Source organism: Seonamhaeicola sp. NFXS20, from assembly GCF_049132085.1.
Lineage (GTDB): Bacteria > Bacteroidota > Bacteroidia > Flavobacteriales > Flavobacteriaceae > Seonamhaeicola.
Window position 1 is genome coordinate 282,292 of sequence record NZ_JAFMPU010000001.1, and the last position, 25,756, is coordinate 308,047.

Sequence of the window (25,756 nt, forward strand, 5' to 3'; positions counted from 1 at the left end):
ATTCAAAACTAAGTTTTTTTTACTTATAAAAATTCATTTCATCTAAATATTCCCAAACGTTATGTGGTAGTAAGGGTTGTACGTTTTTGCCTTCTTTTATTGATTTTCTTATGAAGGTTGAAGAAATTTCCATAACAGGTGCGTTAATATAATGCACTTTTTTATGGTTATTAAATTCTGTTTCTATGGGTTCTTTTAACATTCTTGGGTAAACATAAATATGGTAATTTTCAATAATTACACTAGCGTTTTTCCACTTATGAAAATGTTTTAAATTATCCTCTCCCATAATTAAGCAAAATTCATGGTTTGGGTACTTTTCTTCTAAATGAACTAGTGTGTTTATGGTATAATTAGGTTGTGGTAATTTAAACTCAATATCACTAGGTTTTAATTTAGTATAATCTTTAGTAGCTCTGTAAACCATTTCTAAACGTTGGTAATTATCTAAAAGAGAACTTTTTTTCTTAAATGGGTTATGAGGGGTTACAACAAACCAAACTTGATCTAAGTCGCTAAACTCAGCAAAATGGTTAGCAATAACTAAATGACCAATATGAATAGGATTAAAGGAACCAAAGTATAAACCAATTTTCATTATTTAGAATTTACAAAGTTGCTAACTAAAGTTTCGGCTTCAGCAAGTGCGTGTTCTAAAGTATCATTTATAATAATTTCATCAAATAAGGGGGCTGTTGCTAATTCTGCAGATGCTTTTGCAACACGCATACTTATTTTTTCTGGGCTTTCTGTTTTGCGTTTTTTTAGGCGTATTTTAAGTTCATCAATGCTTGGTGGTTTTACAAAAATGGCTAATGTTTGTTCTGGGAATTTACGTTTAATACGTAAACCACCAGAAACATCAATATCAAAAATAACGTGTTTACCCATTGCCCAAATACGTTCAACTTCGGTTTTTAAAGTGCCGTAAAAATTATCTCTATAAACTTCTTCCCACTCTAAAAACTCTTCGTTTTTAATTTTATTTTTAAATTCTTTTGCAGATAAAAAATAGTAGTCTTTTCCGTTTACTTCATTACCGCGTTTTTCACGTGAAGTGGCCGATATTGAAAACTCTAAATTTAAATTTTCAATATTTAATAAATGCCTTACAATGGTTGTTTTTCCAGAACCAGATGGTGCTGAAAACACAATTAATTTGCCTTGTTTTTTCTCTTGTTCAATCACTAATTAAAATGTTTTAATTAAAGTACATTCAATAATTGTTCCTTAATTTTTTCAAGTTCATCCTTCATTTGTACTACCAATTGTTGCATAGGTGCGTAGTTGCTTTTAGAGCCAATGGTGTTTATTTCTCTACCAATTTCTTGTCCTATAAAACCTAGTTTTTTTCCGTTAGAATCTTTGGTGTTTAAGGTTTCAATAAAATAGTTTAAGTGGTTTTTTAAGCGCACTTTTTCTTCTGTAATATCAAATTTTTCTATATAATACACCAATTCTTGTTCAAAACGGTTTTCGTCATATTTCTCCTTTAGTTCTTCAACGCCTTTTAGCAATCTTTCTCTAACTGCTTTTATGCGGTCTGGATCCATTTTAATTACTTGCTCAAGAATAGTATCAATATTTTCAATGCGTTGTCTAAAATCTGCTTCTAGAGTTTTACCTTCATTTAATCTATAATCATTTAAGGTGTTAATGGCATTATCAATTTCCGTTTTAATAGCATTCCATTCATCTTCATCAATTTCTTCTCGTACTGTGTTTAGAGCATCAGGAAACCTAACTGCCATTTTAAGTAACTCTATTTCATCACCATTAACAACATCTTTTAATTGTTTGATGTATTGATTTACAACAGGTTTGTTTATTTGGGTTGAAGAGTCATCTGCTGTAACTTCAACATAAATAGAAAAATCTACTTTACCACGCACCAATTTATCAGCAAGTAATTTTCTAATTATAAGTTCTTTTTCTCTATATATAGTAGGCATTCTTGCATTTAAATCAAGATTTTTACTGTTTAGAGATTTTAACTCAATGGTAATTTTTTTTGTAGGTAATTGCAAAACAGATTTCCCGTAACCTGTCATTGAATAAATCATAAGCTTGTGTATTAAGTTAGCAAAGGTAACTAAAACCTAAATGTATTGAAAATGCAGATTATAACTAAAATAAATGCTTTAAATTAGCTTACTTTTTATTTGAGGTATTTATTTTGAATATGAAAAAGCGTATTACTTTAAAACATATTGCTAATGAGTTTGATGTGTCTATAGCCACAGTATCAAAAGCACTGAGTGATAGTTATGAAATTAGCGCCAAAACAAAAGATAAAATTCAGCAATACGCCAAGGCACATAATTACAAGCCCAATAGCATAGCCTTAAGTTTGCTTAACAAAAAAACAAAAACCATAGGTGTAATTATACCCAATATTATGAATACTTTTTTTGCCAAAGTGTTTGTAGGTATTGAAGAGAAAGCAACTGAAAAAGGGTATAGTTTAATTTCATGTATTTCAAATGAATCTCATGAGAAGGAGCTTAAAACCATGGAGCTTTTAAAAAATGGTACCTTAGATGGTTTTATTTTATCTCTTGCAGAAGAAACTCAAGTAAAAGGAAACTACCAACACTTAAAAAATGCCATTAATGAAGGTGTGCCTATGGTTATGTTTGATAGGGTAACACATGAAATTGAATGTGATAAAGTAGTTGTTGATGATTTTGAAGGGGCGCGTCATGCAACCAACCATTTAATAAAAACAGGCTGTAAAAAAATTGCGTTAATTTCTGTGATAGATAATTTAAGCGTTGGTAAATTGAGAGTAGAGGGTTACAAAAAAGCTTTAATTGAAAATGATATGCCGGTAGACCCTAAGCTTATTGTTAAAATAGGAAAACATGATGATTTTGAAACTCTAATGAAGATTGTACTAGCCGATAAATCTATTGATGGATTGTTGTGTTTAGAAGAAAGTTCAGCAGTTGAATCTCTAGAAATTGTTAAACGTATGGGGTATAAAATTCCAGAGGAAATGTCTATCATTTGTTTTACAAATGGTAAATTACCACAATATGTATCGCCTAAAATTACCACTGTTAGTCAGCATGGAAAATATATTGGTGAAATGGCAGCAAGCATACTTATAAATAGATTAGAGGGAAATGCCGAAGAACCGTTTCAAACAAAAGTGATTAAAACCAGTTTAATTGAAAGACAGAGTACAAAACCATTAAAATAAAAAAGAAGCCTAACATAATTTAGAGATAGACTTCTTTTTTTGTTAAAAACAACCAAATAATTATTTTTTCTTCCAAATATTTTCCATTTCCTCAAGTGTTTTGCCTTTAGTTTCAGGAACAAATTTCCAAACTAATATAGCGGCTAAAACACCCATAACACCGTAAATCCAATAGGCAAAACCATGGTTAAATGTTTCTAGCAAATAGGTGTTTTTATCTAACATAGGGAATGTCCATGAAACTAAATAATTAGAAATCCATTGTGCCGCTACAGCTACTGCTAAGGCTTTACCTCTAATTTTATTAGGAAAAATTTCAGATAAAAGTACCCAACAAACAGGCCCCCAACTCATAGCAAAACTTGCTACATAAATTAGCATAAAAATAAGGGCACCTAAACCAACAGATTTCATAAAAAATGAAGTTCCTAAAGCAAACATTGCAAAAGCCATTCCTATGGCACCAATTATCATAAGCGGTTTTCTGCCATATTTATCTACCGTCATTATTGCTAAAACAGTAAAAATTAAGTTAACAGACCCAACAATTATGGTTTGTAATAAAGCAGCATCTGTTCCAGACCCCATGCTCTTAAATATTTCGGGAGCATAGTAAAGTACTACATTAATACCAACAAATTGTTGAAAAACAGATAGTAAAACACCAATTATAATTACAGTTATACCAAAAGAGAATAATTTACCAGAATGACTAACTACTGTATTTTGAATTTCGCCTAAAATCTTTTTAGCTTCATCAATACCATTTACTTTAGTTAAAACTTGTAAAGCCTTTTCTGGTTGTGATTTTAAAACTAATGATCTAGGTGTGTCTGGAACCATAAATAACATTAATAAAAATAGTGCTGCAGGAATTGTTTCAGAAGCAAACATCCATCTCCACCCTACAGTATTTAACCAAGAATCGTCACCTTGTTTAGCAATATAATAGTTAACAAAATAAACTACCAACATACCAAAAATAATAGCAAACTGGTTCATTGAAACCAGTTTACCTCTAATTTTAGCAGGTGCAATTTCAGCAATATATAATGGTGAAAGCATAGAAGCTAACCCAACACCAATACCGCCTATTATTCTGTAAACAATAAAAATATAGATAAAGGTATGGTCTGCTTCCCCAATAGGTTTAACTAGCATTTCTGGCATTGCAGAACCTAAGGCTGAAAGTAAAAATAGAATTGCTGCTAAAATTAATCCGTTTTTACGTCCTAATTTTTTACTAATTACACCACCAGAAATTCCTCCAATAATACAACCTATTAAGGCACTAGAAACAACCAAACCTAAGCGGGAATTTGCAGCGGTTTCTTCTAATCCAAAAGGTAATACAAAGAAGTGTTCTAAAGAACTTACTGTACCTGAAATAACTGCTGTATCATACCCAAATAGCAGCCCGCCTAAAGTGGCTACTAAAGTTAGTTTAATTAAATATTTAGTGTTGGTTGTTTCCATAATTTGTGAGTATTAAATATATTGGTTAATTATATTTTCAAAAAGCTCTTGTTTACCACTTATTAATGGTAATTCGCCATTTTCTTGGGCAATGTTATAAAGCGCTTTTAAATCAAGTTTACCGCTTTCAAAATCTTTTCCTTTTCCAGAGTCAAAAGAGCTATATCTTTCTTTTCTTAAGGTTTCGTATTGAGATGATGATATTATTTTATCTGCAGTAATTAATGCTCTAGCAAATGTGTCTGCTCCACCTATATGTGCATGAAATATATCTTCCATATCGGTTGAATTTCTTCTAATTTTTGCATCAAAATTAACACCACCACCTTGTAAACCACCAGCTTTAAGGAATACTAACATAGCTTCTGTGGTTTCTTGAATGTTGTTAGGGAATTGGTCTGTATCCCAACCATTTTGGTAATCGCCACGGTTAGCATCAATACTTCCTAACATGCCTGCATTTGCAGAAACTTCTAATTCATGTTGAAAGGTATGTTGTGCTAAAGTAGCATGGTTTACTTCAATATTCATTTTAAAATCTTTATCTAAACCATAGTTTTTAAGGAAACCAATTGCGGTTGCAGCATCAAAATCATACTGGTGTTTCATAGGTTCCATAGGTTTAGGTTCAATAAAGAAAGTACCAGTAAATCCTTGACCTCGAGCGTAATCTTTAGCCATGGTTAATAGTTGTGCCATGTGGTCTAACTCACGTTTCATATTAGTATTTAACAAAGACATGTAACCTTCGCGTCCGCCCCAAAACACGTAATTTTCTCCATCTAAAGCCATGGTTGCATCTAAAGCTAATTTAATTTGTGCACCAGCTCTGGCTACAACATTAAATTCTGGGTTTGTAGCGGCGCCGTTCATGTATCTTGGGTTAGAAAAGCAATTAGCAGTTCCCCAAAGTAATTTTTTGCCAGTTTCGGCTTTTTTCTCTTTAATATATTCAACAATGGTTTGTAATCTTTTTTCAGACTCTGCTAATGTTGGTGCTTCTTGAACTAAATCAAAATCATGAAAACAGAAATAATCAAATCCTATTTTAGAAATGAATTCAAAAGCGGCATCGGCTTTATCTTTTGCAGCCTGAATAGGGTCTGAAGCTTTATCCCAAGGAAAGTTTTGTGTTCCTGGTCCAAATGGGTCTGCCCCTTGCCCACAGAAGGTATGCCAATAAGCAATGGCAAATTTAAAGTGTTCGCGCATGGTTTTACCAGCAACAACTTGATCTGGGTTATACCATTTAAATGCTAAAGGATTATCAGATTCTCTTCCTTCGTATTTTATAGCATCAATGCCTTTAAAATATTCCATAATTATAATGTTATTTATTTTTTAGTATTATTTCTAATTCTTTTTTCCAATTTAAATAAGCTTCTTGATAAGCTGCTTTGTCTTTTATAGGTGTAAAGGTCATTACATGATCATTTTTAGTAATGTTTGCACCAAATTTTTTAAAATCGCCATCGGTTAAACCAGCAGCTCTAGCAGCACCAACAGCTCCTGTGGTATTATAAATTTCAATTTCATGCCCTATAAGTGTTGCTACTGTTTTTGAGAAAATTTCAGCTCTAAATAAGTTGTCATTTCCAGCACGAATTACTTTAATTTCGGCGTTATCATTTTTTAAAATTTCCATACCATAAACAAAGGCAAAAGCAATACCTTCAAGCGCAGCTCTACATAGGTGCGCGTTATTATGAAGGTTTAAATTGAAGTTTAAAAAGTGCGCGCCAATATTCTTGCTGTTAAGCATACGTTCTGCTCCATTTCCAAAAGGAATAATGGTAACACCATCTGAACCAACAGGTACTTCGGCAGCTTTATTATTCATAGCTTCGTAAGAATCTATACCAATGTTATCTTTTAGCCAACGGTACATAATGCCACAACCATTAATGCACAATAATTTACCTATAGTTGTGTTTGTTGGTGTGTAATTTACATGAATAAAATGATTGATTCTTGATGATTCTTTTGATTGTAATTTATTGGTAACCGCATAAATTACTCCCGAAGTACCACCAGTGGCAGCCACCTCGCCATGGTTGAAAATGTTAAGTGATAAGGCATTATTAGGTTGGTCTCCAGCACGATATGTAACTGGTATACCTGCCGGAATTCCTGTTTCTGTAAAAGCCTTATTATTTGTAACTCCTTGATTTGTGAAATTGTCTACTATAGTAGGAGTTAAATTTTTATCAATGCCATAATAATTTAGAAGAGATTCGGCTAAATCATCATTTTTATAATCCCAAAGAATACCTTCAGATAAACTGTTTTTTGTGGTAACAATATTGCCTGTTAGTTTGTAGGCAATATAATCACCTGGTAGCATATATTTGTAAACCTGATTATAGATTTCGGGTTCGTTTTCTTTTACCCATTTTAATTTTGAAGCGGTGAAATTCCCAGGTGAGTTTAACAAATGTTCTGCACAAAAGTCTTCGCCTAATTCTTTATGAGCGGCTTCACCAATTTCAACAGCTCTACTATCACACCAAATGATGGCGTTACGTAATGGCTTTCCATTTTTATCAACAATAACAAGTCCGTGCATTTGATAAGAAATACCAATACCTGCAATTTTTGAAGCATCGGCTTCTGTTTCTGCTAATACACGTTTAATGGCTTTACAAGCGTAGTTCCACCACATGTCTGGGTCTTGTTCTGCCCAATCGTTCTGTAGGGCTAAAATTTCCATCTCTGTGGTAGGTTCGTTGAGACTTAAAATATTTTCGCCAGATATGGCATTTACAAGAGCCACTTTTACAGAGGAACTCCCTATATCTAATCCTAAGTAGTACAAAATTTTAAAGTTTAGTTGGTAATTTAAACCTGTATAATAAATAGAGGTTTAAAGCGAAATGATTCTAACCTTAAAGATATTCAATTATTGTTAATATTTGTGTAGCTTTTAAATAAATAGCCTTGTTATTATTGTTTTAAAATTGATAAATAAACAATGTTATATTTATGTATAATTATTTTGAAACTCCTGTTTTAATGCGGTTTTTGAAGGGTTTATTGGTTTTTATAAAAAGGAAGTTGTATTTACTTAAACCTTTAAGTAATTTTTTTAAAATATAGTAATCTTGATGTAAAGTATGCCATACTTGATGAGCTTAAAAGTTATGGGTTAATTTAAGTATTACCCATCAGTCTAGCTCCCTTACGGATTATTTTTTTACTTTCTTTACCTTTAACAATAACTCCGTTACTTTCTACCCATACAATGGCTCCTGTTGGGCATCGTTCAATAGGTTTTTGTGTGTTATGGTTTTTTGCGTAGTTAATATGAGGTAAATTATTTTTCATTGTAATTAATTCACCAGGGGCATCCATGGCACATTTTCCACAGGCGGTACAACCTACTTGGCATTCCTCTAAGACAGCTTCCCCGTGTTCTAAGTTTTTACAAGCTACCCATAGTTTATGGCTTATAGGTTGAAGAGAGAATAAATCTTTAGGGCAAGCTTCTACACAATCACCGCAGGCGGTACATTTCTCTGTATCTACTACAGGTAATCCATGTTCGTTCATGGTAATAGCATCAAAATCGCAAACTACTTCACAATCACCATGCCCTAAGCATCCCCAGAAACATCCTTTACCACCACCTGAAATTAGCGCAGCAGCTTGACAGCTTTCAATTCCTACATATTGTGCTCTGTTAATAGCTACGTTGGTTCCGCCGGCACAAGCGAGACGCGCAACTTGTTTTTCTTCAGCACCTAAATCAACTCCTAGAAATTTGGCTATAGATTGTCTTGCTTCATCTGTGCTAACAGTACATTTACCAGGTAATGATTTACCATGAACTAGTGCTTCTGCAAATGGCCGGCAACCTGGATATCCGCATGCGCCACAATTTGCGTGAGGTAACATATCTTCAACTTTATCTATACGAGGGTCTTCATAAACATAAAGCTTTTTGTTTGCAACTATAAGCATAATTGCAAGTAGTAACGTTAACCCTCCAAGAGCGGCAATGGCGGTAATGATAGACATATTAATTCACGAATTTATTGAAACATGATGTTTCTTTATTTAACAATTCACTTTAAAAAATAATTTCAGCCCATTTTCTACCAGCTATTAGTTCTGCTTTTCGTAGCTTCCATTTTTCTTCAGATCCTAGAATTTTAGAAAATGATTTATTAAGCTGGTTAAGTATGTTTGCATATCCTGCAACGTATACATAAGTGTTAGATTTTGAAAGGAGTTCTTTTAATTCTGTAGTTTGTTCTTCAAGTGCTTTTTCTAATTCAATAGTATCTGTCCAGTGTGGTCTTGGACTTAATGCGTGAAATGCTTCAAAGGTATCTTTATCGTAATAATTGGTTAAATCACCATCTTTATCATTTAAATATAGTAATTCTAAACCACTACGTGCACCATAAAACAATCTAATTTTTCCTTCCCAATTTTTTACATTTTTGTAAATGTGTTTAATAAAAGCACGGAAAGGAGCAATACCAGTACCCATACCAATGAGTATCATGTTAGCTGTTTTATCTTCAGGTACTTTAAATGGGAGTTGAAAAGGACCTGTAAGCGTTATTTCATCTCCTTTTTTTCGGTTGCATAAATAATGAGAAGCAATGCCTTTATATTCTTCACCATTAAAATCATCAACATAGGAGCAACGTTTTACTAACATGGTAACCTTTGGATTACCATTAACTTTTGCTGGTAAATCTGCTACACTATAAAGTCTGTGATGATATGTGTTTCCAAAATCTCCTGAAGCTTTTACCAGTACACCAAAACTTTGGTCTACCTCGCAATTAAACCCTTGGTCTTTAACTTCTAGTACAATTTCACGCACTTCTTCGGTGTCTTGTGGGGTTAACCTAGATGTTTTTTTAACCACTGCCTTATATTGTTTTTCGGTATCGAAATCTAATAAATGTGCCATGTTTATTTTATATTTTATTGTTATTCTTTAATTTAATAAGTTTTAGGGGTTATTTCACCTTTATCTTTTCGTTTACAAACGGTGGTACAACCACAATTAGAACAGTTTCTTCTACCTGCTAAAACATCGTCTTGAGAGTATTCTTCTTTAAAAACTTTTTTCCATAAGGTTTGTACTAGTACCCAAGCAACTGCTATAGTTACTATAAACCCAATTCCTATGATGAGTGATTTAATCATTTGTTATTCTTTTTAACCTCCTAAACCTGCAAATCCCATAAAGCATAGCGATAAGATGCCTGCAATAAATAGTGTTAAAGCTGTTCCTTTTGAAATTTTTGGTACTTCGGCAAATTCTAATTGTTCTCTTAATCCAGCAATTAATATTAGTGCTAGTGTAAATCCTGCACCGGCTCCAAGGGCATATACTATACTTTCTAAAAAGCCATATTCTTTATTTGTTTGAAATAATGCCACACCCAAAATGGCACAATTTGTTGTAATTAAAGGAAGAAAAATTCCAAGAGATCTGAATAAGGATGGACTTATTTTTTTAATGAACATTTCTACTAACTGTACGGTGGAGGCTATTACAACTATGTAACTAATAAGTTGTAAAAAGGGTGCGCCAATACTTACTAAAAAAGCATGTATTCCGTAAGCACACATTGAACTAATAAGCATTACAAACATTACTGCGCCACCCATTTTTGTGGCAGTTTCCATTTTTCCAGATACACCCAAGAATGGACAAATACCTAAAAAATAAGCCAAAACAAAGTTGTTTACTAAGCATGCATTTAGAAAAATAGTACCTAAAGATTCCGTATTCATGATTTTGTTTTTCTTGTTTGTATTCCGTTAATTATAAGTAACCAAATGGCTAGAGTAAAAAATCCGCCAGCGGGTAAAATCATTACAATCCAACTTTGAAATCCTTCAGAAAAAAGAGCAATATTAAATATTGAACCATTGCCAAGAATTTCTCTTACCGCTCCTAAGCAAAAAAGTGCAAATGTAAAGCCTAAGCCCATCCCTAAAGCGTCAAAAATAGATTTTGATACGTTGTTTTTAGAGGCAAATGCTTCTGCTCTACTCAAAATTAAACAGTTTACTACTATAAGTGAGATGAAAGCTCCTAAGCTTTTATGTAATTCAACACTTATGGCTTGAATAGCATAATCTGTTACCGTAACAAAGGTGGCTATTATGAGAATATATGAGGCTATACGTACCTGTTTAGGGACAAAATTTCTTAATAGAGAAACTAAAATATTAGACATTAATAAAACAAAAGCGGTGGCTAACCCCATGGCAAGAGCATTTTGTGCCGTGTTAGAAACAGCTAATACGGGACACATTCCTAGTACCTGCACAAATACAGGGTTGTCTTTCCACAATCCTTTAATAAACTCATCGGTAGAGGTTACCTTTTTCTTTGATGAAGCATTGTTATTGCTCATTGCTTACACTTGTTTTATGATTGTTGTTCTTATAATGATTATATAAAATTGGAACTAAGGTTTCTGTGCTTGTTCCAATAATATTTCCTATGGCTCTTGATGAAATTGTAGCTCCAGTAATGCCATCAATTTCCCAAGGGTTTACTTTTTCTCCTTGTTTTACAGTAATTACTTTGTTGTTTAGCTGTTTTTTGTTGGATGATAAACTAACATCTAGTGCTTTAAAATTGTTTAGAAAATGTACTTCCTTTTCAATTTTATCACCTAGTCCTGGAGTTTCTTTACTTTCTAAAACTTGAAAACCAATGAGTATTTCTTTTTCTGGTTTATAACCATATAATACTCTTATAATATCTGCATATCCTTGTCCCGAAGCTTCTACGGCATACCCTACAATGTTATTATTAGCATCATACCCTGCGTAAACTGTGGTTTCGGTTTTATTTTCTGCTTCCATTTTAAATAATTCTCCGTTGTCATTTACACCAAAAGCTTGGGTTTTAACGGTTCCTGGTAGCACTTCAAAAATGGCTTTTTCTAGCGCTTCAGCCTTTAATTTTTGTACACGTGGCAGTGTTAATTCAAAGGTTGTAACTATAAGTAATGCACTTATAATCCCAATACTAACCATAGCAAGTAGCATTTTTTTGCTACCGGCAAGATTTTGTTTATTTATGTCAGCAACTTTACTCATGCGGCTTTCATTTTTTGTTTAGTTCCATATACTCGATTTTTAATAACCGAATCTATGTGGGGAGAAATAGCATTGGCTAATAGAATAGAATACATAACGCCTTCTGATAAGCCACCCCAAACTCTAATTACAATGGTTAGAATGCCAATTATAGCACCATATATCCACAAACCAAGTGGCGTAATTGGAGATGAAACCATGTCTGTGGCCATAAATACAGCCCCTAACATTAGTCCTCCAGATAATAGCATAAATACTGGCGAGGGGTATACTTCACTATTGAATAAATAAAGTACTCCACTTAATAAAAAAGCACTTAGAAGTACTGCTACCGGAATTCTCCAAGACATCATATTACGCGCAATTAAGTAGATGCCGCCTAAAGCAATGATTATAGCACAGGTTTCTCCTGTAGAACCACTTATTTGACCGAAAGCTAATTCTGCTGTTGATGTTGTAATGCCATCAAACTTAAATGCTGAAAGCGGGGTTGCTCCCGAAATGGCATCGTATTGTGGCTCCATAAAAGGCCATGTAAAAACAGATTGCGAAATAGACGAAAATCGATTGGATAGAAAAGCCGGATGCCAAGTGGTAATAGCAACAGGAAAAGCTGCTTGTAAAACGGCTCTAGCTACAAGTGCGGGGTTAAATACATTGTACCCTAAACCACCAAAAATATACTTACCAAGCGCAATAGCTATGGCTCCACCTACAAAAGCCATCCATAATGGAAAACTAGGAGGTAAAGAAAGCCCCAGTAGCAACCCAGTAATTACTGCAGAATAATCATTAACAGTTGTTTCTTTTTTAGAAAGTTTACATAAAAAATGTTCAGTTAATACACTAGCAAAGGTTGCTGTAAATATTACTAGTAATGCATTTAGTCCAAAAGAATAAACAGAGAAAAACACAACAGGTAATAATGCCCATACTACGTTTTTCATAATATCTTCTGTACTTCGCCCTTTAACTATATGTGGCGATGAGCTAATATCTAATGTTTTTTTAAGCATCTACTTTCTCTTTTTTTTCAGCTTCACGCTTTCTTACAACGCGTTTTGCTAATCTAAAATACTGTACTAATGGTATGTGTGAGGGACATACATAGGTGCATGAGCCACATTCAAAACAATCCATTAAATTAAAATCTGAAGCCATTTCATTATAAGCTTCAAATTTTGCTAGGATACCCAGTTTTGACGGATTTAATAAAATAGGACATGCATCTACACAAGCACCACATTTAATACAAGGATATATTTTAGGCGTTCTGTTTACATTCTTTTTTGTAAAAACAAGAATACCAGAAGTTCCTTTTACTATTGAAATATCTAAGTTTGAAACAGCAACTCCCATCATGGGGCCACCCATATAAACTTCGCTAATTTCTTCATCAACGCCCACTTGTTCTAAAACAAAGCGTAAAGGTGTACCTATAGGAATAGTATAATTTCCTTTCTTTTTAACTCCTGGTCCTGCAATGGTAATAACACGTTCTTGAATGCCTTGTCCATGAGGTAGTAATCTGCCTATTTCGGCAGTGGTTGCTACGTTAACCACAACAACGCCAACTTCAATAGGGAGTTTTCCTGATGGAATTTCTTTCCCTAAAACAGCCGTTACCAACATTTTTTCTGCGCCTTGAGGGTATTTAACAGGAAGCACTTTTACTGTAACAGGTAAATCTTCAGGAATATGTTTTTTTAAATGGTTAGCGGCATCTTGTTTGTTGGCTTCAATTCCTATAATAACTTTTTTAGTTCCTGTGGCTTTCAATAAATATCTAATACCGGTAAAAATGTCTTTTTCCTGTTCTAACATAACGCGGTGGTCTGTTGTTAAATAGGGTTCACATTCAATACCATTAATAATTAAAGTATCACAATTTTTTCCTTCGGGAACTTTTAGTTTAACATGCGTTGGAAATGCAGCACCACCTAATCCTACAATTCCAGCATCCTGAATTGCTTGTAAAATTTCTTCGGGTGTTGCCGTATCGGGATTAATGGGATTTCCTTCAAGAACTTCTTGTGTTGAAAACGGAAATGCTTCAATAAAAATACCAGGAGACATTTTACCCGAAATTGTTGGAACATTTGCAATTTTCTTAATAATTCCTGAAACCGGCGCATGCATAGGTACAGAAACGTAACCACCAGCTTTTGCTAATAATTGTCCTCGATGTACTTCCTGCCCCTCCCGAACAATTATTTGTGAAGGCGCACCAATATGTTGCGCCATTGGTAAAATAATTAGCGGAGAAAAGGGAAACTGCCTTATAGGTAAGCCGTTAGTTTCGTCTTTACTCTCAGGTGGATGAATACCGTGCTTAAATGAGTCTTTATGAAAATTGAACAATGCCATTATGCCATTTGTATATTAATTATACTTTTCGCCTCTACTTATCCATTTTTCCATGTCTTTTGCTAGTTTATCTGCCGGTAAACCAGGGTGAATTACACCTGCTGTACATTTTTCGGCTGCTTTAACTAAGTCTTCATAAGGACCTCCTTTTGGATTTTTTATATAAGCTTTGTTGTCATCATTGTAAGCAAAAATATTGGGGTTAATATTTATGCACTCATCGCAAGAGGTACACTCATCAGATTCTAACCACGGAGCCATATATTCTCCATTTGATTGGGCTTCTTCTACAGCTAAACCATTTGATTCTGCGGGTTTTTCCATAGCTATTTTAAGAGCGTCACTTCCGTTACCACCAGCAAGTTGCATTAAACCTTGTGCTATATTTCCAACAACTTCATTTCTTATTTTTTCTTCAAGGTTTTCTTCTTGTAGTTTTTCTGGTTCTACACCAGCAAGATCGCGTAGCATTAACCAGAAATCGCGTCGTTCTTCACAAGAATCTACAATTGGTTTAGCAACCAATACTCTGTTGAGTTTTTGATCTCTATCTACTGCCCAGATATAAGGGAACTTGCCTTCGCGTTCGTTTTCATCTAATTCTAAAAAGTCTGCTAGTAATATCATGTTTTCATTCCAAGCATTTCTAGGTACTTTTCTAAAGTGTTTTCTAAATCTGGCCTCGGTTAAAGCAAAATCAGCAAAGGTCATAGGTAATTCCATGGTTTGTTCTTGACCGTATTCTAGATATTTTAAAGTGTAAGTTGGCCAAGTTTCATTTATTGCAGGGTTTCCTGATAAATCAAAGGCTTCTCTAGCTTTTATTCCATTATCTGGATTGTATTTAAAAATAGGATATGCTCTAGATTCTACAGCAAGTTTTGCTTGATGAGAACCTAAATCATCTGCTACACCATGTTCTGGTTGGCATGTTGTGTATAGATTGAAAAGCGCAGGACGTTTAGTGGTTAAACCATCAATAAACCCTTCAATCATTTGACTTGTGTTTGCTAAAGAGCCTTGTAACACGTATGTGCTTCTATGTGCCATTGCAATGAGGCCAATTTCTTTTCTAGGCTCACTTTTTCCTTTCCATACTTTACCGTATTGCGCCATATCTGATACTTGACCGATGAATCCGGAAGTACAAGCTTGTCCGCCTGTATTAGAATATACTTGTGTATCTACAATAATTACTTTAATTGGTTTTCCTGAAGCCATTAAACGAGAGAGGTTTTGGAAACCAATATCATACATAGCACCATCTCCACCTAATGCTACTACTGGCGGACAAAGTAGCCACTCTTCATCTGTAAATTGTTTCCAGTTAAAATAGGTGAAGAATTGGTCATGCTCTTCAGGATTGTATTTTCCTGAAAGTTCTAGTTCTGCTTTGCGTATGGCTTTAAAACCATCTGCCATTTTAGCCATGTGCCCTTCAAAGATTCCCATTGCCATAGAAGGTGAATCTTGGAATAAATGATTTGCCCATGGGAATGGATAGGGATTAAATGGCCATGTACTACCCCAAACCGATGTACAACCAGTAGAGTTAATCATACCCATATTAGATCTTCCTTTTCCTGTGGTTCCGTTGGTGTATTTCCATTGTAGGTTTTTTAATTGAGCAAGTAATTGAGTTACATCTCGTAACCATTCTTGGTCAACAGGCTCGCCACCTTGTTCAGACTCTAACCTACGGGTTATTTCTGCCATGGTTAAATCTGAATTTTGCATTTCGGTTACAATTTTAGACATGGTATTAGAATCTGTTAAATTCACACCATCCATTAATTTAACCTGAATGTGTTTTTCTAGTTTATCTGTTAGTTCATCTAAATAAGCCATGTGTTTTTCAATACGTGGTTGCATTAGAGACTCTACAGTTGCGGTAAAAATATGTACTACTGATTTTTCAGAACAACCTAAACATGCGCCATCCCCACTAGCAAAGTTTAAGTAGGCATCTTTGTTTAGTAGAATAGTTTCTAATGGACCTATTTTTTCTTCAAGGTCATCAATACGATTGAATTTTTGAGGTGTGCTAGGTAAGTCTAACCAGAAATCCCATTCTTTGTTTAATCTTGCAACAGATCCTTCGGTTTGTGGTATTTTAATAAGAGCACCATCATTACACACTTCAACACACTCCATACAACCTTTACATGTAGTAGGGTTAATGGTTATACTGAATAATCCGCCACTGTTTTTTTCTTTTTTCTCATGTAAATCATAATAAGGACGGGTTAAGGCAAATTTAAATTCTCCTAATTCGTCTTTAAACCAATCAAATTCTTTGATTAATCCTGGGTCATTATTGAAGTCATCAAGCGTCATATCTATAGCATGCTTAATAAAATCATTAACGGTTTCTCCGCTTTTAGAAGTGTTAAATAATTTTCTAACATGACCTTCTAATTTACGAACTGCTTTTGGTAGGTGTTCTACTTTTCCGTGGTTCTTTTTAACGCGTTTTACTATGGTGTCAAAAACATCGGATACTTCACTTACCAATCCAGGAATAGCCGTGTCTGGGCATATGGTATAACAGTCACCACAGGCGGTACAGTTATTAGGAATCCATTCTGGATGTTCAAAACGAATACCAGTCATATCTCGGAATACCGATGAAACAGCAGGCATAACACTTAATCCAATAAAAGGGTCTGTAAGGTTATCGTTACCCATTCCTTTTAAATAGAAATTACCGGTTTGCTCCCAAAAACGATGAATATCACTAAGTTTAGATTCACTCTGAGGAATTTCTTTCATCATTCTAGGAACTGGTAAACTTTGTGTAGCAATACCGTTTGTTTTCTTTTTGGTTCCTAAGGTTTTGTTTGTAATTTCATGTACTTCATCAAAGCCACGTTTTACTACACGCATATTGTCATCTACAACACGTTGACCTTTTGATCCAAATTTATATTGTAATTGGTCTTCAATGGCTTTTAATAGTTTTTCTTCTGAAAGTCCAGATTTTTTCATTAGAGGAGAAGCTGCAAAAAAGGCGCCTTGGAAAGCAATACCCTGCATACGTAATTGAAGTTCAGGGTCTGTAGCTTCTTCTCTTGCAATTTTAAATCCATCTATATAGAATACATGTATATCATTATCAACAATTATTTTTTGGTAATGCTCAGGAATTTCCGCCCAAACTTCATCTGGTGTATTTTTATCACTTTGAATAATAAAGCTACCTCCTTTTTTAAGTCCAGCCAATGCGTTAGTGTGTTTAAATACATTTGGATCTGGAGATAGCACTACATCAACAAAATAATATTCGCAATTTATTCTAATAGGTTCTGCGGCGGCAGCTAAATAATAAGTAGTGGGCTGTCCTTTTTTCTCTGAACCATATTTTGGATTAGCTTTAATGTTATAACCAAGTAGTTCATACAGGGTCATTGCAAGATTTTTACCTGTTGTAATGGCTCCCCAACCACCAATAGAGTGAAAACGTACCGTAATGGCGTCTTTTGGCATAAGATTAGGGTTTTCTGACCCTCTAATTGCCAATTCTTTAACTTTTGGATAAGATTCCTCAATAGTTTCTTGGTAAGCTTTTTGTTTTGGCGAACTAGGTACTTTTTTGATAAAATCTATAGATAGATAAAATTGTTTTTTCTGTTTGCCTTTAGGCAGCATGTTTTCGACTGCTCCTATAATGCCTTCTGGTTGTAAGTCTCGGCTACCTAAACCAAATGCTCCAGAATATACAGAAGGAATATCACCTAAAGTATATGAGCTTAGTTCTGGATAAGGTTTTTGTTTTTTATTGATGCCGTTTTCTATACATTTATTTATAACAGAACGGACTTCGCGAGTTATTGGAGAATCTACCGCTAATGGTTGGTCTAATCGTTCTAAAATAGTAACTGCTTTTTTTCCTTTTAGAATTTCACCAAGCATATCAGCAGGGAATGGGCGGAACATAACTAAATCTACAACTCCTACTTTAATACCACGTGTTTCACGTAAGTAATCTACAACTACTTCGGCACTAGGAACTAAACTTCCTTGACCCAAAATAAGGTAATCTGCATCTTCTGCTCGGTATGTCATGACACGTTGATAGCGTCTGCCAGTAAGTTCATAATATTCATCAAAAGCTTGGTCTGTTAATGCTTCAATATGATCAAAGAAGAACGGGCGTTGAGCAGCAACGCTTTGCATATAAGAATCTTGATTTTGAACAATTCCTGCCATTAAAGGATTGTCTACATCCCAAAGTTCTGGTATACGACGACGTGTTTCACCATAAATAATACGTTGTGCAGGTGTTGGAGTTTTTATAATATCATCAGGTCTTCCAAGATATTCCTTAATTAATTCACGTTCTGGTAACAGAAAAGACTCTATTAAATGCGTAGTTAAAAACCCGTCTTGAGCAATAATACCAGGAGTAAGTGCAAGTTCAGCAATACGGTGAGCAATAATGTTGAGGTCTGCTACATGTTGTGCTTTTTTAGCGAACATTTGAAAAAAACCGGTATCATCTACTGCATGATAATCATCATGACCCGCATGAACGTTTAGTGTAGATTTTGTCATGGCACGTGCGCCAATATTTAATACATAGGTAAGACGTTTACCAACTGCAGCATAGAGAGATTCATGCATATAGGCAATACCTTGACCAGATGAAAAGTTTGCAGCACGTAAACCAGTCATTGATAAACCTGCGGTAACTGCAGCAGCAGCATGTTCGCCCTCTGGTTCAATGAATATTAATGGTTTGTCTGAAATATTTAAATGCCCTTTAGCAGCAGCATCGGCCCAATATTCGCCCATTTGAGTAGAGGGTGTTATTGGATATGCTCCAGCAGCATCGGTAGATTCACGTTCGCACATAATGGCTGCGGTGTTTCCATCGGTAGCAATTGGTTTACCTGGGTATTTAAATTTAGTTATTTTGTTCTTCTTACCTGTTTTTTTTTGAAATATCGACGTGCTCATAGGATGAGAATTTATGGTGTATTATTTTATATCTTGTTACTATAATTTAGTGTACTAATTCTTTGGTATGGTTAGCTAAATCAATACATTTTTGCATTTGATTAAATTCTGTGCTATACTCGTAATCTTTCGAAAACGTTATAGGTTTTAAATCTAAATTGTTGAATTTATCACTAATGTTTTGGCATTTTTTAAGTAAAACTTCTACAGAGTCTTCTTCATTAAATGCTACATTATTTTGCAATAAAAATCCCATTAAAAAATGGGCTATAGATTTGTGGGTACTTTTGCATACCATATATGGTACAACATCTTCTGCTGGTCTGTTCAATTCTTTTTTAGCAGATTCAAGAAATTGCTCTGCTTGTTCAAATTTAGTTTCTGTGGTGTTCATAGTTAATGCTTTTAGTTAACAAATACTGTAGAACTTGTGGTGAAAAGCGGATTTAAAATTATATAAATCAATACTTGAATTTTATGACTTTTGTCAGGAATATCTTGAACACCAGTTATTTAAAAAGATTATAAATAGCGATGCTGTTTGGTTTAATGAAGAAACAATAATTAGGTATAAGGTAAGTTGGTTTGCCAAAAAGTTAATTTTGAAAATTGTGTAGGGATAAAAAAAGGCAAACCAAGATTTCTTGATTTGCCTTTTTCAGTACTCAAGGTGGGAATCGAACCCACACTCCCGAAGGAACTGGATTTTGAATCCAGCGCGTCTACCAATTCCGCCACTTGAGCGTTTCAGGACAGCAAAAATATATAATTTTTCTAGATTATGCATAAAAATACTAGCCAATATACTTTTTAGGTAAAAATAAATGTATAAATTTGCACCTCGTTTAAAAAAACTGGTCTTAGTCACTATAAAACAACACATTACCCATGCCTATTGTAATTACAGAAGCTAAAATATTTGCTTGTACGCAAAGTGTAGAACTTGGTGAAAAAATAGCTAAGGCCTTTGGCGCAGAATTAGGTAATGTAATTACCTCTACTTACAGTGATGGAGAGTTTCAACCATCATATGAAGAATCTATACGCGGAACACGAATTTTCATTATAGGATCAACCCATCCAGGTCCTGAAAATTTAATGGAAATGTTGTTGATGATAGATGCTGCTAAACGCGCATCAGCAAGACATATTACTGCAGTATTGCCGTATTTTGGTTGGGCAAGACAAGATAGAAAAGACAAGCCAAGGGTGCCAATTGCAGCTAAATTAGTAGCTAAAATGTTAGAGGCTGCTGGGGCAACACGTATAATTACAATGGATTTGCATGCAGATCAAATTCAAGGATTTTTTGAAAAACCTGTAGATCATTTATTTGCATCAACCATATTCTTACCCTATTTAAGAAGTTTAAACTTAGATAACCTTACCATAGCATCGCCAGATATGGGAGGGTCAAAAAGGGCTTATGCCTATTCTAAATCATTAAAAAGTGATGTTGTTATTTGTTATAAACAACGCGCTAAGGCAAATGTAATTTCTCATATGGAACTTATAGGAGATGTTACAGGAAAAAATGTAGTATTGGTTGATGATATGGTTGATACAGCAGGAACGCTTTCTAAAGCCGCAGATTTAATGATGGAGCGTGGTGCCTTAAGTGTTAGAGCTATTTGTACGCATCCTATTTTATCTGGAAAGGCTTATGAGAATCTAAAAAAATCAAAATTAGAAGAACTTATTGTTACAGACTCAATACCATTAACACAAAAAAGTGATAAAATTAGAGTATTAAGTTGTGCAGATTTGTTTGCAGAGGTTATGGAAAGAGTTCATAACAACCAATCAATAAGTTCAAAATTTATAATGTAAATTAATAATTAAATTTAAATAAAAATGAAATCAATTACAATCAACGGATCTCAAAGAGAAAGCGTGGGCAAAAAAGCAACAAAAGCCTTACGTAATGCTGGACAGGTTCCTTGCGTATTATACGGAGGAGACAAACCAGTGCATTTCTCAGCACCTGAATTAGCCTTCTCTAAACTGGTTTATACGCCTAATGCGCATACAGTTGTAATTAATTTAGAAGGTGGTGAAACTTTTAATGCTGTATTACAAGATATACAGTTTCACCCTGTAACAGATAAAATTTTACACGTAGACTTCTATCAATTATTTGAAGACAAAGAAATTTCTTTAAATATTCCAATTAAAGTAGTTGGTAACTCTAGAGGTGTTAAAAATGGTGGTGTTTTAAGAAGACCATACAGAAAATTACGTATCAAAGCGTTACCTGCTAACTTACCAGATTTTATTGAAGTAGATATTACACCATTAAAAATTGGAGACAAAATTAATGTAGGTGATTTACAAAATGATAAATACACCATTTTACATCCAGAAAACAATGTGGTTTGTCAAGTAAGAACATCAAGAACTGCCGTAGTAGATGATGACGATGATGAAGAATTAGAAGAAGGAGCAGAAGCACCTGCAGCTGAAGCAACACAAGAATAGTAATATTCTAGTTTAAAAATAGAAAAGCATTCTGAGTAATTCAGGATGCTTTTTTATTTTTACACAAATTGTGTAATACAATGTATAAGTTTATAAAGAATCTGTTAAAAAAAAGAACTCAGTTTTTTAATGCTGAAGAAGATAACCCCATGAAGAAGTTTTTAATAGTTGGTTTAGGTAATATTGGCGAAAAGTATGAAAACACACGCCACAATATTGGGTTTAAAGTATTAGACCATTTTGCTAAAAAAGAAGATGTAACCTTTGAAACACAAAAATTAGGAGATTTAGCTACCTATAAATTAAAAGGAAGAACGTTTATTTTTTTAAAACCAAACACGTTTATGAATTTAAGCGGAAAAGCCGTATTGTACTGGTTAACTAAAGAGAAAATTCCTTTAGAAAACCTACTAGTAATTACAGACGATTTAAACTTGGCTTTTGGTACCATTAGATTAAAAACTAAAGGTAGTGATGGTGGGCATAACGGATTAAAAGATATTCAAGCTAAATTAAACACTACCATGTATAATCGCTTTAGATTTGGTATTAGTGATGCTTTTAGCAAAGGCAGACAAATTGATTATGTTTTAGGAGAGTGGAATGATGATGAAAAAGATAAACTTCCAGAAAGACTTGACAAATCAGTAGAACTTATAAAATCATTTGTATTGGCAGGTGTAAACAATGCAATGAATGCCTTTAATGGTAAATAATTGAATTTAAGTTGCTAACAAAGATAAAATGCTATCTAACAATTAACTTTTTAGTAGATTTTTTTACCCCATCACTTACATTTAAAATATACATGCCAGATTGTACGTAATTAAGTTGAACATCTTCTTGAAAGTCTCCGGTAGCCTGAAACACTTTTTTTAATAAAAATCTACCTCTAGCATCAAAAAGTTCAATGGTAATATCTCTAGTTAAAGAGCCATTTAGTTTAATGGTAAATTCACCATCATTAGGGTTAGGGTATACTATAAAGTTTTCAAAACCATATTGTTCAATATTGGCAGTAGGTGTTATATTTAGCGTGTAATCTTCAACTTCACCATCACCACCATTTGTAGAGGGAGTTAATTCAGACTCACCAATATAGCCTGTTGCAATACGCATAATAGTGCTTCCTAAAACAGCATCTAAAGGCACATTTATAGAAAGCGGTGAGTTGCTTGTTATTGTATTAGAAGCATTTGTTGCTTCTCCTAAATCATATGCCTCACCAGCATCTGTAAAAATGCCATTTTGGTTCCAATCTATCCAAGCCATTGTATTGGTGGTAAAATTACCTTCAGTATTAACATTAACGGTTAAATCATAATTACTATTTCTGTTAATATCTGTTGAAATTGAAGTATAATCAGAATAACTAGAGTCTTTATCAGATGCATTATTAATACTGTTTAATTGTACCAATGAGATAGACGTTTCATAATCAGAATTTGGTAAAATATTTAGTGTATAATCTTCAACCTCTCCATCAAACCCGTTTTCACATGAAGTTACAAGTCCGTCATCTTTAAATTTTGTTGAAACTCTCATGGTAGTATTACCTGTAATGGCATCGGCAGGCACTGTAATTGTAAACGGTGAATTAGCTGTAGCTCCATTAGCAACATTGGTGGCATCGCCTAAATTATATTCTTCACCAGCATCATCAAAACTGCAATTTTGGTTCCAATCTATCCAAACTTTTGTATTTGTTGTAAAATTACCATCGGTATTTACATTAACAGTTAAATCATAAGAGATATTTCTATTAACATCTGTTGATATGGAAGTATAATTACTATATCCAGAAGGTTTTCCAGATACTTGATTAATAGTATTAAATTGAACTAAAGTAGTACTGGTTAAATATTCTGTATTGGCTATAGAAGTGCAAACCCCGTTATAAAAAGGAAACTCAAAGTCTGTATTTTTAGTAATTGATGTTGATGTTCCTGTAACAGTAATAGTATAATCTTCTTGAGAAATACCATCTAAATCAGATACTGTCATGGTAACATTACCAGAGGAAGACATGCTAGAAGGCGAAAATGATACTGTTGAGCCTAAAGGATTTCCTGTAGCACTAAATGTTACAGTTTCTGAAAAACCATTGGCAGTTTCATAATCAAAATTAAAAGTGGCGGTGGTTTCGCCGCAATTAATTGGAGTTAAGACTTCATTTACCATAAAAAAGTCTGGATCTGTAGAAATTGAAAAATCAAAATCAGATACATCGTAAAAAATATTATCGGCCGCTTCAATTAAAATTCTAGCTTGGTTTGTATCTGCTATGGAGATAGGAACTGTGTAATCAAAAGAACCGTCATTAGGCGTGTTTGATGCTATAGTTGTAAATGTAGCCCCCCCATCGGTAGATAAAAGAATATTTACATTTTGGCAATTTATAGTGGCATTGGTGGTTTCTCCAACAACCCAAGTAATAGTTTGGTTGCTTCCTTGAGTCCAAGAAATGGGGTTTTCAACTGTAAATGGTGTTACATCTTCAACTATTATTTGCATGGTATCATAACTAGATTGCCCTCCTGTTGAAGTGTTATTATACTTATCTCTAACTGTTAAGGCCCAATTAAGCGTTCTTCCAACCGATGCAACAGTTTCCCAATCGCTACCTAAAGTCGGGTTGGTTTGTTCTGTATTTCCTGCTAAAACACTACTAAATTTTGGTATATAACGATCTGGAGAACTAGATGGAGGTAAAGACCTATTCATTGACCCTGAGGTTAAGGTAGAGCCAAAATTTAGATAGTTAGTAATACCACTATCAATTTGTTCCCAACAATAGGTTAGGTTATCGCCACTATCTGTATCAGTTGCGGCTCCTTTTAAAACATAAGCGGTTCCTTTAGGAATATTATAATCACTACCAGCATCTGCACTTGGTGGATTATTACTTATAATTTCTGTTGTTTGGCAGCTTTTTCCTGTTAGGTTATCTAGTATTTGTTTAATGCTGTGGTAATGAAAATAATCATCTCCACTCAATTCAACATTATTAGCACCCACAATACCTGCATAACCCATAATTGTGGTGCCACTTCCTGGTTCAGATTGTACTCCAGTAGCTTCGTTTTCATAAGCAAATGTATGATTAGCCCCCATTTGGTGACCAATTTCATGTGCTACAAAGTCAATATCAAATAAATCGCCTTCTGGTACACCATTAGAAGGTGATGTGTAAGCACTTCCTTTAGAATTGTTATTACACACACACCCAATACAACCGGCATTTCCACCTCCCCCAGATGCTCCAAAAAGATGTCCTATATCATAATTAGCTTCTCCAATTACACTGGTTATTGTAGATTGTACCTCATTGGCCCAAGCGCCCTCTACACCAACACTAGCATTCGAATAAGGATCTGTTGTATAATCTGTATAAATTAGTTGATCATTATTAGCAATAAGTTCAAAAGTAACAGCCATATCGGTTTCAAAAACTTCATTTACTCTACTTAATGTAGTGTTTATTGCTGCCAAAGCACCTGCTACGGTTCCCCCATGGTAATCTGTGTATTCTCCAGTAACAGAAATAGCTATTCTAAATTTTTGAAGTACTTGGTTATTAGCACCGCCTTCATCATTTGTTTTTGAAGTTGAATGGTTGCTTTTTAAGGTTTCACTTACTTCATCAATTGTTTTACAATGTAGTGTTCCACTGCTATTACCCTTTTTATATAAAACGTAAGTATCTGAACCATTTTCAATAGGCTGCATAAACACGTTTGGTTTGTCTGGATAAGAAATCATGGTTTGTATACCCTCTGGAGAGGTGCTCATTCTTAATCGTACTCCAGATTTGTTTAAACTATAGCCTACATACGATTTAATTTCAGGAAATTTAGCCGATAATTCTGTAGCAAAAACAGGTGCTTCAAAAATTTTAAATTGTTCTATTTCTCCGTTAATTCCAGGAATTGAGATAATAGTGCTTTCATTTTTTTCTTTTGAATTTCTTAAAGTTGCTGTTGCTTTGTTTTTATCAAATTGAGCCCTATCAACCTTAAAAAAATGTGTTTTATCTTTATCAATTTGAAGCTTAGATGTTTTTGAGAAATTTTCAACAGATTCTATTTTTTTCCAAGGAGAATTTTGAGCAAAACTTGAAAATACAATCAAAAGTATTGCTATTGATAAAACATAATGTAGTTTTGTTTTCATAAAGATTTTCAGGGC

The 25,756-nt window shown here is 34.0% G+C and carries 21 protein-coding genes and 1 tRNA gene; 4 read left to right on the top strand and 18 right to left on the bottom strand.

What is annotated here, in order from left to right; genetic code table 11:
• Positions 1-19: 19 nt before the first annotated feature.
• The 3 genes from nadD to J1D01_RS01330 are packed head-to-tail and all read right to left on the bottom strand — an operon-like array spanning position 20 to position 2,063.
• Positions 20-598 carry a nicotinate (nicotinamide) nucleotide adenylyltransferase gene (gene nadD / locus J1D01_RS01320; RefSeq protein ID WP_372935360.1) on the bottom strand — a complete coding sequence of 193 codons (579 nt, stop codon included), beginning with the start codon at positions 596-598 and terminating at the stop codon, positions 20-22.
• On the bottom strand, positions 598-1,185 hold the full coding sequence (gene gmk, locus J1D01_RS01325; protein ID WP_372935387.1) for a guanylate kinase: 588 nt from the start codon (positions 1,183-1,185) through the stop codon (positions 598-600). Before gmk ends, nadD begins: the two co-directional genes overlap by 1 nt.
• Positions 1,186-1,205: 20 nt before the next feature.
• Positions 1,206-2,063 (bottom strand): YicC/YloC family endoribonuclease, encoded by an 858-nt coding sequence (locus J1D01_RS01330; RefSeq protein ID WP_372935358.1) that lies wholly within the window; start codon positions 2,061-2,063, stop codon positions 1,206-1,208.
• Between the two features lie 119 nt (positions 2,064-2,182).
• Between J1D01_RS01330 and J1D01_RS01335 the strand changes: the two genes are divergently transcribed.
• Entirely contained in the window at positions 2,183-3,205 is a 1,023-nt protein-coding gene (locus J1D01_RS01335) for a LacI family DNA-binding transcriptional regulator (protein WP_372935356.1), read from the top strand.
• Between the two features lie 60 nt (positions 3,206-3,265).
• Here J1D01_RS01335 and xylE read toward each other — a convergent pair whose 3' ends face one another.
• From xylE to J1D01_RS01405, 14 genes are all read right to left on the bottom strand, one after another.
• A complete protein-coding gene (gene xylE / locus J1D01_RS01340) occupies positions 3,266-4,681 on the bottom strand; it encodes a D-xylose transporter XylE (RefSeq protein ID WP_372935354.1) in 1,416 nt (471 codons plus the stop codon).
• A 12-nt stretch (positions 4,682-4,693) separates the two neighbouring features.
• Positions 4,694-6,001 carry a xylose isomerase gene (gene xylA / locus J1D01_RS01345; RefSeq protein WP_372935352.1) on the bottom strand — a complete coding sequence of 436 codons (1,308 nt, stop codon included), beginning with the start codon at positions 5,999-6,001 and terminating at the stop codon, positions 4,694-4,696.
• Between the two features lie 10 nt (positions 6,002-6,011).
• Positions 6,012-7,496 carry a xylulokinase gene (locus J1D01_RS01350; RefSeq protein ID WP_421149581.1) on the bottom strand — a complete coding sequence of 495 codons (1,485 nt, stop codon included), beginning with the start codon at positions 7,494-7,496 and terminating at the stop codon, positions 6,012-6,014.
• 335 nt (positions 7,497-7,831) lie between these two features.
• Positions 7,832-8,698, bottom strand: a complete 867-nt coding sequence (locus J1D01_RS01355) for an RnfABCDGE type electron transport complex subunit B (protein WP_421149582.1) — start codon at positions 8,696-8,698, stop codon at positions 7,832-7,834.
• Between the two features lie 52 nt (positions 8,699-8,750).
• Positions 8,751-9,608: a hypothetical protein gene (locus tag J1D01_RS01360; RefSeq protein ID WP_372935346.1), complete on the bottom strand. Its 858-nt coding sequence runs from the start codon at positions 9,606-9,608 to the stop codon at positions 8,751-8,753.
• A 32-nt stretch (positions 9,609-9,640) separates the two neighbouring features.
• Entirely contained in the window at positions 9,641-9,847 is a 207-nt protein-coding gene (locus tag J1D01_RS01365; RefSeq protein ID WP_076698659.1) for a hypothetical protein, read from the bottom strand.
• A 12-nt stretch (positions 9,848-9,859) separates the two neighbouring features.
• Positions 9,860-10,441 carry an electron transport complex protein RnfA gene (locus J1D01_RS01370; protein WP_372935344.1) on the bottom strand — a complete coding sequence of 194 codons (582 nt, stop codon included), beginning with the start codon at positions 10,439-10,441 and terminating at the stop codon, positions 9,860-9,862.
• Positions 10,438-11,070, bottom strand: a complete 633-nt coding sequence (rsxE, locus tag J1D01_RS01375; protein ID WP_372935342.1) for an electron transport complex subunit RsxE — start codon at positions 11,068-11,070, stop codon at positions 10,438-10,440. The genes J1D01_RS01370 and rsxE overlap by 4 nt, the downstream gene beginning before the upstream one ends.
• Positions 11,060-11,764, bottom strand: coding sequence for an RnfABCDGE type electron transport complex subunit G (locus tag J1D01_RS01380; RefSeq protein ID WP_372935340.1), 705 nt, complete (start codon positions 11,762-11,764; stop codon positions 11,060-11,062). Before J1D01_RS01380 ends, rsxE begins: the two co-directional genes overlap by 11 nt.
• Entirely contained in the window at positions 11,761-12,780 is a 1,020-nt protein-coding gene (locus tag J1D01_RS01385; RefSeq protein ID WP_372935338.1) for an RnfABCDGE type electron transport complex subunit D, read from the bottom strand. Before J1D01_RS01385 ends, J1D01_RS01380 begins: the two co-directional genes overlap by 4 nt.
• Positions 12,773-14,131, bottom strand: a complete 1,359-nt coding sequence (rsxC, locus tag J1D01_RS01390; protein ID WP_372935336.1) for an electron transport complex subunit RsxC — start codon at positions 14,129-14,131, stop codon at positions 12,773-12,775. The genes J1D01_RS01385 and rsxC overlap by 8 nt, the downstream gene beginning before the upstream one ends.
• A gap of 15 nt (positions 14,132-14,146) precedes the next feature.
• On the bottom strand, positions 14,147-19,090 hold the full coding sequence (locus J1D01_RS01395; RefSeq protein WP_421149583.1) for a 2-oxoacid:acceptor oxidoreductase family protein: 4,944 nt from the start codon (positions 19,088-19,090) through the stop codon (positions 14,147-14,149).
• Positions 19,091-19,136: 46 nt separating this feature from the next.
• Positions 19,137-19,484, bottom strand: coding sequence for a hypothetical protein (locus tag J1D01_RS01400; RefSeq protein WP_372935332.1), 348 nt, complete (start codon positions 19,482-19,484; stop codon positions 19,137-19,139).
• A 268-nt stretch (positions 19,485-19,752) separates the two neighbouring features.
• Positions 19,753-19,834: transfer RNA gene (locus J1D01_RS01405), tRNA-Leu, on the bottom strand.
• Between the two features lie 144 nt (positions 19,835-19,978).
• Here J1D01_RS01405 and J1D01_RS01410 point away from each other — a divergent pair.
• From J1D01_RS01410 to pth, 3 genes are all read left to right on the top strand, one after another.
• On the top strand, positions 19,979-20,920 hold the full coding sequence (locus J1D01_RS01410) for a ribose-phosphate pyrophosphokinase (protein ID WP_372935961.1): 942 nt from the start codon (positions 19,979-19,981) through the stop codon (positions 20,918-20,920).
• A 24-nt stretch (positions 20,921-20,944) separates the two neighbouring features.
• Entirely contained in the window at positions 20,945-21,568 is a 624-nt protein-coding gene (locus J1D01_RS01415; RefSeq protein ID WP_421149584.1) for a 50S ribosomal protein L25/general stress protein Ctc, read from the top strand.
• A gap of 80 nt (positions 21,569-21,648) precedes the next feature.
• Positions 21,649-22,284, top strand: coding sequence for an aminoacyl-tRNA hydrolase (gene pth, locus J1D01_RS01420; RefSeq protein WP_421149585.1), 636 nt, complete (start codon positions 21,649-21,651; stop codon positions 22,282-22,284).
• A gap of 31 nt (positions 22,285-22,315) precedes the next feature.
• On the opposite strand, the gene J1D01_RS01425 is transcribed toward pth, so the two are convergent.
• Positions 22,316-25,741 (bottom strand): reprolysin-like metallopeptidase, encoded by a 3,426-nt coding sequence (locus tag J1D01_RS01425; RefSeq protein ID WP_421149586.1) that lies wholly within the window; start codon positions 25,739-25,741, stop codon positions 22,316-22,318.
• Positions 25,742-25,756 lie beyond the last annotated feature (15 nt).